Raw genomic sequence first — 10,025 nt, 5'->3', positions numbered from 1 at the left:
AGATCGCCCCTCCTGGCAAGACTAAAGTCCTGCCAGGAGGCGGTTTTTCTTGGCCGAACGGGAGCACGGTAATCTGGTCATCATCGGCGGGGCCGAGGACAAGCGGGGCCCCTGTGTTATCCTCAGGCAGTTCGTCGAACTGGCCGGAGGCGACGAAGCGGTGGTGGCCGTGATCACGGCGGCCACCGAGGATCCTGACGCGGTCTCCCGCTCCTACCGCGACGTCTTCGAACGGCTGGGGGTTCGCGAGCTGTTGATCGTCAGGGTCGACCGGCGGGCCGATGCCTTCGAACGCGAGCCGGTTGACCGGGTCGAGCGGGCGAGCGGCCTCTTCTTCACCGGGGGCGACCAGCTCCGAATCACCAGCGCCATCGGCGGGACGCCGCTCTACGACGCCCTCTACAAAGCCTATGAGAAGGGCACGGTGATCGCCGGCACCAGCGCCGGGGCCTCAGTAATGAGCGACACGATGATCGTCGGCGGCGAGGATGACGAGGCTCCCAAGCTTTGTACGACGGCCATGGCCCCGGGGATGGGGCTGCTCCGCCAGGTTGTCGTCGACCAGCACTTCGCTCAGCGGGGGCGAATCGGCCGATTGCTCTCCGCCCTGGCCCAGAACCCCTTCGTGATCGGGGTCGGCGTGGACGAGGACACCGCCATCGTCGTCCGCCCAAGCGGAGTCTTCCAGGTCGTTGGATCTCAGACTGTGACCGTCCTCGACGGAAGAGCCGTCGTCCACACCAACGCCTCGGAGTCCTCACCCTCCGAACCCCTGGCCCTGTTCGGCGTCATTCTGCACATCCTACCCACCGGACACGGATACGACCTGACCCGTCGGACCCCCCTCGGTCCGGGCGATTTCCAGTCCGAGGAACGGGCCGGCAAATCGAATATGGCCAAAGGTCCGAGGGGACAATAGCCCTCAAGAAAAACCCGATCAGGAGGGTCATCTGAATGTACATAAGGGAACTCCGCGCCTACGGGGGCCGGAACATCCACAGCCATTATCCGGCCGTGGAAATGCTCCTGGACCTCGGCGACCTTGACGGCCGTAAGACGCGGGACCTTGGAGACTTCAGCGAGCGTCTCCTCGAGGCCCTACCGGGCCTGGCCCAGCATCACTGCTCTCTCGGCCGGCCCGGGGGATTCGTCGAGCGAATGCGCGAAGGGACCTATCTGGGCCACGTGGTCGAACACGTGGCCCTGGAACTGCAGACCCAGGCGGGGCTGGCGATGGCCTACGGAAAGACCAGGCGCACCCTGGAGCCCGGGATCTATCGCATCGTCTTCGAGTACAAGTCCAAGGAGGCCGGCCTGGAGGCGGCCCGTCAGGCGGTGGCCCTGGTCGATGCCCTGCTGGGCGGGGAAAAGCGTGACTCAAGGCCCATCATCGACCAGCTGAATGAGGTGGCTGCCCGGACGGAGTTGGGGCCGAGCACGGCCGCCATTGCCGAAGCGGCCAAGCGGCGAGGGATTCCGGTCACCCGGGTCGGGCCGGAGAGCCTTCTTCGACTGGGCCACGGTCGCCGGCAGCGGTGGGTACGGGCGACCATCACCTCGGCGACCGGCTCGGTCGCGGTCGACATCGCCGGCGACAAGAGTCTGACCAAGCTCATCTTGAGTCAGGCCGGAATCCCGGTACCCCCGGGGGCGCTGGCCAGGACGGCTGAGGAGGCCATCGCCGTCGCAGGGCTCATTGCCGCGCCCACCGTGATCAAGCCCCGCGACGGCAACCAGGGACGCGGGGTGAGCCTCAACCTCAAGACCGAGGCCGACGTGGAAGCCGCCTTCAACGTCGCCCGGGCTTACGGGGACGAGGTCATCGTCGAGAAGCACGTGCCGGGTCGGCACTACCGGCTCCTGGTGGTCGGCGGCCGATTAGTCGCCGCAGCTGAACGCCTGCCGGCCCGGGTGACCGGCGATGGTGTGCACACCGTCGCCGAACTGGTGACGATGGTCAACGCCGACCCCAACCGGGGCGAAGAACATGAGAAGCCGCTGACGAAGATAAAGATCGACCAGGTGGTCTTGAACACCCTGGCCAAGGAGGGGCTCGACCTCACCTTTCGGCCCTCCTCGAGCCAGGTCGTCAACCTACGTGAGGGGGCCAACCTCAGCACCGGTGGGACCGCCCACGATGTCACCGACCAGGTCCACCCGGACTTCGCCGCCTTGGCCGTGCGAACGGCCTTGGTCGTCCGTCTCGACGTGGCTGGGATCGACCTGGTCACCCCGGACATCACCGGACCTTTCGACGCCGAAAGGACGGCGGTCATCGAGGTCAACGCCGCGCCGGGCTTTCGGATGCACCTCTACCCAAGCGAGGGAAAGCCGAGACCGGTGGGCGAGGCTATCGTCGATTCCCTCTTTCCACCCGGGGACGACGGGCGGATTCCCATCGTGGCGGTCACCGGGACCAACGGCAAGACCACTGTCTGCCGAATCATCGCTCGATTCCTGGAGGCCCAGGGGACGTGTGTCGGGCTGGCGGCCACCGACGGCATTTCCATCGGCGGAAAGCTCCTGGTCAAGGGCGACACGAGCGGGGCATGGAGCGCCGACCTGGTTCTCGGCGACCCCGAGGTCGAGGCGGCCGTCCTGGAGACGGCCCGCGGCGGGATCATCCGTTCAGGCCTGGCCTTCGATCACTGTGACGTGGCTGTGGTGACGAACATCTCGGCCGACCACATCGGTCAGGACGGCATCGAGACCATCGAGGACCTGGCCGATGTCAAGGCCCTCCTAGTCGAGGCCGTTCCCAAGGACGGGTTCGCCGTCCTCAACGCCGATGACCCGTATGTTCTGGAGATGGCCGGTCGCACCGACGGCCAGGTCATCTTCTTTGGAATGCAGGACGACAATCTGGTCATTCGTAAGCATCTGGCCCTCGGCGGTCGGGCCGTCGTGGTCCGAAAGGGGCGAGTGCTGCTGGCCCAGGGGTCCAGCTGGAGCAGGCTGGGCAGAGTGAGCGAGTTCCCGCTGACTATCGATGGCAAGGTCATCCACAACCTCCAGAACATCCTGGCGGCGGCGGCGGCCGGCTGGGCCGCCGGGGTCAAGCCGGAAGTCATGGTCCAGGTCCTTCGGGAGTTCACCTGCGCCCCCGGATGCAACCCCGGACGCTTCAACATCTACCAAGTCGGCCAGCTTAGACTGGTCGTCGACTACGGGCACAACCCGGCCGCCTTCCGCAGCACGCTGCGGGCGATCAAGGCCCAAGGACCCGGGCGTCCGGTCGGGGTAATCACCGCCCCCGGCGACCGTCGCGATGAGGATATCATCGAATTGGGCCGCATCGCCGGGCGGGGGTTCATCAAGATCATCGTCAAGGAGGACCACGACAAGCGCGGGCGCCGTGATGGGGAGGTGGCTGAGCTCTTGCGACGAGGCGTCCTCGAGGCCGGGGCGGCCCTCGACACAGTCACCGTCATCCTCGACGAAAGCGAGGCCGTCCTTTCGGCTTGCCGGGCGGCCCAGGACGGCGACGTCGTTGTGGTCTTCTACGAGAAATACGACCTCATCGACCAGTTGGCCCGGACCGTCGTGGCTGAGTGGCAGGAACGCCAGGCCGCCCCGCGGGTGCTTGTGGTGGCCGGGTCGATGGTGGAGAAGAGCCTGACCGGCGGCCCCGGCAACTGACCGCGCGAAGGCGGCATGGCCGGCGCACGGGTAGGGGAAGTCGTTCCCGGCGACGAATCCCTGTAAGCCAGGCAACCTGCAGCCGCCGTTGGGGGTCGCGCCATGTCCGGAAACAAACCACTCGCCGTCATCAAGGTCACCGAGGACCGGGAAGTCGTCATCCTGGCCCCGGCCAAGGTCAACCTGACCCTCGACGTCCTTGGGCGCCGAGCCGATGGGTACCACGAAGTGTCCACGGTCTATCAGGCCATCGCCCTGTCCGACCGGTTGGTTGTCCGCCTTGCCCCGGGCGATCGGCGGGAACCCTTCATAGACGTGCAGACCGATGACCCGACGATCCCTGGCGGCCCGGCCAACCTGGCCCACAGGGCGGTCGGGCTTCTGCTTGCCGACCTAGGGGTGACCATGAGGGTGGAGGTCCTGATCGAAAAGGCCATCCCGGCGGCGGCCGGCCTCGGCGGCGGCAGCTCAGACGCAGCCGCGGCCCTGGTGGCCGTGAACGGTCTCCTTGGGGGGCCGCTCGGGGCGCGGAGTCTGACCGAACTGGCCGGCCGGCTCGGAGCGGACGTCCCGTTCTTCATTCGCGGAGGCACGGCCCTCGGCCGGGGTCGGGGTGAGAGGCTCGAACCCCTGCCCGATGCCCCTCCGTTCGACGTCGTCCTGGCGGCCGCCGGAAGGAAGCCCTCGACGGGCGCCGTCTACGCCACCTTCGATCGATTGGCCCCGACTCTGGCTGGCGTGGCCGGCCCGGGTCGGAGCCTCACCGCCGTGCGGGCCATCTCCACCGGCGACACGCGGGCGCTGGCCGCCGCCGTCGGCAATGACCTGGCGCCGGCCGCTCGAGCAGTCATCCCCGAGCTGGGAGCGGTCGAAGCCGGCTTCGCCGGGACCGGGGCCGAAGCGGTGGCCGTCAGCGGCGCCGGCCCCGCGGTGTTCGGCCTCTATACCGACCGGACCCGGGCCGAGCGGGCCCTGGCCGAGCTCAGGGCCATGTGTCCCTGGACGGTTCTGACCAGATTTGGGCCGGCTGAGGCAGGAGAAGGCAGGGCGTCAGCGAATCCTTCTCCGCACTAAAACCAGAAGATATCGGAACCATCAGGGGGAATGACGGATGGTCGTCAATGCGGTGGTCATGGCCGGCCGGGCCAACCAAGGGAAGCTGCGCGAGGTTAGCGACGCGCCGTATGAAGGCCTGATCGACATCGCCGGCCGCCCCATGCTCGACTGGGTGATCAAGGCCCTGAAAGACTCGAAGCGGGTCAAGGGAATCGTCGTCGTCGCCCCGGCCGAGGTCTTCCGGGGCAAGGTCGACGGGGCCGGGGTGACCTTCGTCGAACCAGCCGATACCATGCTCAAGAACATCCTTCGCGGTCTCGAGGCCCTGCCCCCGGATGAACTGGTCCTGGCCGTATCCTCTGACCTTCCCCTCCTGACCGGCCACGTCGTCGACGACTTCCTGGCCCAGTGCGAGGAGCGCCCAGCCGAGCTCTACTACCCGATCATCGAGAAGAACGTGATCGAGCCCAAGTATCCCGGCGTCCATCGCACCTACGCCAAGCTGCGGGAGGGCACCTTCACCGGGGGGAACGTCCTCCTCGTCCACCCCCGCCTGCTCAAGGAGAAGTACCAGAAGGCCCAGGCCTTCGTCGACGCCCGCAAGAGCCCGTTCAAGATGGCCCGGGTCCTTGGCTTCGGCTTTGTCCTCAAGTTGCTCCTGAACCGGCTGTCCCTGAAGGAACTGGAGAAGGTCATCTGCAAGAACTTCGAACTTTCAGGAGCGGCCATCCCTTGCCGAGAGGCGGAGATCGGCCTCGATGTCGACAAGCCGAGCGACTTTGAGCTGGCCACCCAGGTTCTGTCGGGGGCCAAACGTTAGGGGCTGGATGACCATATCATCCGAATAACCGACCCAAATCGACAAGGTGCGACAACGCAAGTCTTGAGGGCGGGGTCACATGCCCCGCCTTCGACGTATCTTTGGGAGGCAGGGTTTCTCAGGCCCGCCGCGAATAACATGGATCAAAACAGCCCAAGTGGCAGATATTGTTCGGGAAACCTGAGACGGCCCTCAGAGGGGGAGTGTCCGTGGACAAACTGCGGCGCAGCGAACGCCTGGCGGCGATGGTCAAGACCCTGGTGGACAGGCCGTCGACCCTCTTCTCGCTGACCCACTTCGCCGACCTGTTCGGGGCCGCCAAGTCGACCATCAGCGAGGACCTGGCCATTATCAAGGACAGTCTCGACCGGTTCGGGCTCGGCCGCGTGGAGACCTTCGCCGGAGCCGCCGGCGGGGTTAAGTACCTCCCAGAGACCTCCGGACAGGACGGACGAACATTCGTCGAAGGCTTGTGCGAGCAGTTGAAAACGCCCGACCGGATCCTGCCGGGCGGCTTTCTCTACATGACCGATCTCATCTTCTCGCCGTCCATTGCCAGCCGCGTCGGTGAGATGTTCGCCACCCGCTTCCGGAGCCTCGACCCCGGTTTCGTCCTGACCGTCGAGACCAAGGGCATTCCCCTCGCCCTGATGACGGCCCACTACCTTGGATTGCCCATGGTCATCCTCAGGCGCGACGCCCGGGTCACCGAGGGGACGGCGGTGAGCATCAACTACCTGTCGGGCTTCGATCGGCGGATCCAGTCGATGTCCCTTTCCAAGCGGGCGCTGCCGCGAGGGGCCAGGGTCATCTTCATCGACGACTTCATGCGGGCCGGCGGTACCGCCCGGGGGACGGTCGACCTGATGGCCGAGTTCGAGGCCGAGGTCGTCGGTACGGGGGTGCTGGTGGCTGCCGCCGAGCCGCGGACCAAACGGATTGACCATTTTACCGCGCTCACCGTCCTCGATCGGGTCGACGAGGTCAAGAGAAGGATCGAAGTGAGACCGGCGGATTGGGTGGTCGGGGGAGAAGGCCAGGCTCCGCGCTGAGGGGGCGGCGAGGGGGGAGCGGCCGACGGCCCACCCCGGGGTCATGTCGAACGAAAGTCGACCCGGCCCGCCAAAGGCTGGAGGAAAATGGCATATCGAGGCGAAACCTGGCCACCACCCTAATGGGAAAATTTGTCAAAGGGTGGTGGCTTCCGCATGCAGGTGACCGATGTCCGGGTCCGTAAGGTTCTTCCCGACGGAAAGATGAAGGCAGTCGCCTCGGTGACCCTTGATGATGAGTTCGTGGTTCACGATGTCCGGGTGGTCGAGGGGCAGAATGGCATGAACCTCACTTCAATATGCCCCCGGAATAATCATCTGAACCCGGGACGCGGGCCCCCGGGGCCTCGGCTACTGGGCCTTCGTCGAGATGATCCTCTTCAGCTTCAGCCTGCCTTCCCGGCGGAGGTTCCACACCTTCTGTCGGACGCCGCGCTCCGTCCGGCCGATCTGGTCGGCAATCCAATTGGCGTCATGTGCGTTCCAGTTGGCGAGCAGGAAATCCGCCTGGGCCTTGCTCCACAGAGGGCCCTGGTGGTGGAGGTCGTCGACATGGTCGCCGAAGAAGAGCGTGGAGATGTGCGAGTATCCCGGTAGGACTTCTTCGACACCCAAGGCTGACAGGACGGCGCCGTCGGGCCTGACGGTGACGTGGACGCCGGCCCGGGCGAGGAGCTCGCGGATCTCCTCGTGGGGGATCCTGCCCCAGACTTCGACGAGGCCGGCCAGGGCTGCCCGGTTAGAGGCGAACTCCTCAGCCTCGAAACGGGAGTTCGAAAGCTTCTCGTTCACCAGGGCGAGCTCGGCCTCCGCCGACTGGGCGGCCGCGAGGTACTCCTTGTTCCTCTCGCCGAACTGCGTGGCGGTGACGATCCTGCGCAGGTGGTAGTCGTCAAAGAGAGTCGAGATGGCCGCTTTCAGGCTCCCCAGGTGGGCCTCGAGGCGGCGCTTGTCTTTTTCGAGGGTCTGTGCCGCCTTGGGTGCCTGGGCCTCGAGGCGGCGCTCGGCGCGTTTCAGGATGGCCTCGTTCGTGACCAGCGCCTTGATCCTGGCCGAGACGGCCACCTCGAGCGAGACCGCATCGACCCGGAGGGACTTGCAGCCCGGGCGGAACCGCCGGCGGCACTGGTAGGAGACCCGCCTCGCGTGGCCGCCGCCGTAGTGGACGTTATAGAGGGCACCGCACCTGCCGCAGACGATCAGACCCGAGAGGAGCCGGTGGTGGCGGTCCGCCTGGGTCTGCTTCCGGCTGTCGAGTTCGCGCTGCGCCTGGTGCCAGACTTTCGGGTCGATGAGGGGCTCGTGCTTGCCGTCGAGGACCTGGCCGCCGAAGCGGAACTTGCCGATGTAGAGCGGGTTGCGGAGGATGTCCCGGATTACCTTGTCGTGCCAGATCGTCCCCTTGAACGGTGGGGCGCCGGCATCCTCGAGGGCCTTTCGGATCTGGACGGCCGACATGCCGGCGGCGGCCAGGCGGAACATCTCCTCGAGGTGGGGGAACTGCCCGGGGTGCTTCAGGATCTTCCCGCCCTTGCGGACGATTCCGTATGACGGTGGTGTCCCCGGGACGATGCCCTGGTTGGCCTGGGTCTTCTTGGTGTTGGAGATGTACTCCCCCAGCTCCTCGGACTGGAGCTGCGCGAAGACGGCGAGCATGTTCAGGGCGGCCCGGCCGTAGGGGGTTGATGTGTCCACGCTCTCGGTGACCGAGATGACCGCGACCCCGCGTTTTTCGAAGTACTCGTAGATCTCCAGGAACTCGCGGAGACGTCGGGAGAGTCGGGCGATCTTGTAGATCAGGAGAAACTGGAGCTTGCCCTGGTCGGCCAGGCGCATGAGTTCCATGAGGCCCGGCCGCTTCGAGTAGTGGATCCGGTACCCGGAGTAGTCGAGGTCCTCGATGATCCGGTCTGCCGGGAGGTCCCAGCCGCGGATCTGAGCGTAGCGGACAAAGAACTCCCGCTGAGTCTCAGGACTGATGACCTCCTCGACCCTGACCTTGCCGTGCTTGGACTTGTCCCTGGAGACCCGGATGTAACCGGCGGCGACCACCTTCATCCCTCCGAGGCTCCGCATTCTGCGAAAATGCCGAGTCTCCTGCAAACCCCGGCCCTCCTTGTCCCCGCCATTCGAACGAAAGGTCTGACGACAGGAGAAGCCGTTCTTGGCCCCGCCCTTCAACACTTACCTCGCCCAGAAGTCCGGCGGAGAGATCCAGGACCTCGGACACAAGATGGTGATCGATGACGACGGGGTCGGGATCACCTACGAACAGGTCAACGACTGGGGCTTGAAGGTCGGGATCAACCGCCGCAGGACGCGCGGGGACGCCACGGCCTATGGGCTCTGGGTAAAAGCGTCATCGAGTGTCATCACACGCTGCCTGTTTCGACTCTCCGGCCAGGACAGACGACCAGGCTAGGGAACCTTGAGCTCGTAAGGAAGAAGGGAACAGGTCGTGGCCCGTTCCCCTGTCTATTCCACAGGTCATGATGAGGGTAGACACAAATCAGCCTATCTTCCGTATACTGCCCGAAGGAGGCGGCTGCCTGTCGGGAAGAAAGGCTCCACAGAACCGCCAAAGGGAGGTCAAGACGGTTGTGGGAGCCACGCTCAATACAGACGAGCGCAGCATCGAGTTCACGGTCCGGGTCTGGTACGACCCTGCGGCCGCGCTCATCCACGTCGCCGGCCCGGAGGGGCTGGGCGTCGACGGCGTGGTTTCTGATCACCCGGCATCGCTGTGCTTTCACCCGGAGCTCTACCAGCAACTGAGGAGGCTACTGTCGAAGCATGGGTGTTGGCCAGGCTGACAGCGGTGAGTCAAAAGGGGAGGCGCCTCAGGGCTGCCTCCCTTGCTTCTCGAGCTGCGGCCAGATGGAATGCGTTGAGGGGAAAGCCCGGGGTTTCTACTGTCGGGAAGAACCCCTTCCTTAATAAGATAGGCTGATCTTAAAAGGGTAGAACACCTTTGCCAACCCCACAATGAACCTACCTAACGATGCAAACCGTGTTTCTCCCCTTGCTTTGGAAGTCCGAAATGAACTCCGTATCGGACGGGATTCCACGATCAGGATCATACACAATAAATAACACATGAACATCCGAAGGGTACTTGATTAAGTCGGCAGCCATACCTTCCGTTGCCTTGCTGGGAGACGTAGAAGCTCTAATGTACTTGGATTCAATGAACAAGTCAGCTTCAGCGGACGAATGGTCAGGGATCGAATGGGCAAGCGCGAATTTCACCGCAGGATGTTCTCTTTCAAACCGGGCTTGTTCTGTGCCCAGGAGCGCACTTACGGTGTCGTTAAAGCCGTTTTCATTCTTTGGTCTGTATGTTTGGAAGGCGATTGGAATCCCGGTCCTCAGCCGATTGCAAACGGCCTCTATTAAGTCCTCGACAGGGTTCTTCAGGTAGCCGCGTGATGCAACAATCTCAAGGAAGGATCCAACGT

The 10,025-nt window shown here is 64.7% G+C and carries 9 protein-coding genes and 1 pseudogene; 8 read left to right on the top strand and 2 right to left on the bottom strand.

Translation table 11 applies throughout. The features are described from left to right. Positions 1-49: 49 nt before the first annotated feature. The 6 genes and pseudogenes from VGL40_14065 to VGL40_14040 all read left to right on the top strand — a co-directional run bounded on the left by VGL40_14065 (position 50) and on the right by VGL40_14040 (position 6,852). Positions 50-919 (top strand): cyanophycinase, encoded by an 870-nt coding sequence (locus tag VGL40_14065; protein HEY3316389.1) that lies wholly within the window; start codon positions 50-52, stop codon positions 917-919. 35 nt (positions 920-954) lie between these two features. After that, complete coding sequence (cphA, locus tag VGL40_14060; protein ID HEY3316388.1) at positions 955-3,639, top strand: cyanophycin synthetase; 2,685 nt, start codon at positions 955-957, stop codon at positions 3,637-3,639. Positions 3,640-3,741: 102 nt separating this feature from the next. Then, the gene (gene ispE / locus VGL40_14055; GenBank protein ID HEY3316387.1) at positions 3,742-4,713 is read left to right on the top strand and encodes a 4-(cytidine 5'-diphospho)-2-C-methyl-D-erythritol kinase; all 972 of its coding nucleotides are present in this window, start codon (positions 3,742-3,744) and stop codon (positions 4,711-4,713) included. Between the two features lie 37 nt (positions 4,714-4,750). Continuing rightward, entirely contained in the window at positions 4,751-5,515 is a 765-nt protein-coding gene (locus VGL40_14050; GenBank protein ID HEY3316386.1) for a nucleotidyltransferase family protein, read from the top strand. Positions 5,516-5,724: 209 nt separating this feature from the next. Beyond that, positions 5,725-6,567, top strand: a complete 843-nt coding sequence (gene purR, locus VGL40_14045; protein ID HEY3316385.1) for a pur operon repressor — start codon at positions 5,725-5,727, stop codon at positions 6,565-6,567. 156 nt (positions 6,568-6,723) lie between these two features. Then, positions 6,724-6,852: pseudogene (locus tag VGL40_14040) on the top strand (SpoVG family protein). Between the two features lie 66 nt (positions 6,853-6,918). Here VGL40_14040 and VGL40_14035 read toward each other — a convergent pair. Continuing rightward, on the bottom strand, positions 6,919-8,670 hold the full coding sequence (locus tag VGL40_14035) for a recombinase family protein (protein ID HEY3316384.1): 1,752 nt from the start codon (positions 8,668-8,670) through the stop codon (positions 6,919-6,921). A 61-nt stretch (positions 8,671-8,731) separates the two neighbouring features. Here VGL40_14035 and VGL40_14030 point away from each other — a divergent pair, with 61 nt between their 5' ends. Together VGL40_14030 and VGL40_14025 are read left to right on the top strand one after the other, a co-directional pair. Next, the gene (locus VGL40_14030) at positions 8,732-8,989 is read left to right on the top strand and encodes a hypothetical protein (GenBank protein HEY3316383.1); all 258 of its coding nucleotides are present in this window, start codon (positions 8,732-8,734) and stop codon (positions 8,987-8,989) included. A gap of 178 nt (positions 8,990-9,167) precedes the next feature. Then, positions 9,168-9,380, top strand: coding sequence for a hypothetical protein (locus VGL40_14025; GenBank protein HEY3316382.1), 213 nt, complete (start codon positions 9,168-9,170; stop codon positions 9,378-9,380). 178 nt (positions 9,381-9,558) lie between these two features. Here VGL40_14025 and VGL40_14020 read toward each other — a convergent pair. Further along, positions 9,559-10,025: hypothetical protein (locus VGL40_14020; protein HEY3316381.1), on the bottom strand; the 467-nt coding region annotated here is incomplete at its 5' end.

The organism is Bacillota bacterium (genome assembly GCA_036504675.1).
In the GTDB taxonomy this organism is placed as follows: Bacteria; Bacillota; Sulfobacillia; order JAJYWN01; family JAJZPE01; genus DASXUT01.
The sequence above is the reverse complement of the archived record's forward strand: the minus strand, read 5'-3'. Positions and strand labels throughout refer to the sequence as shown.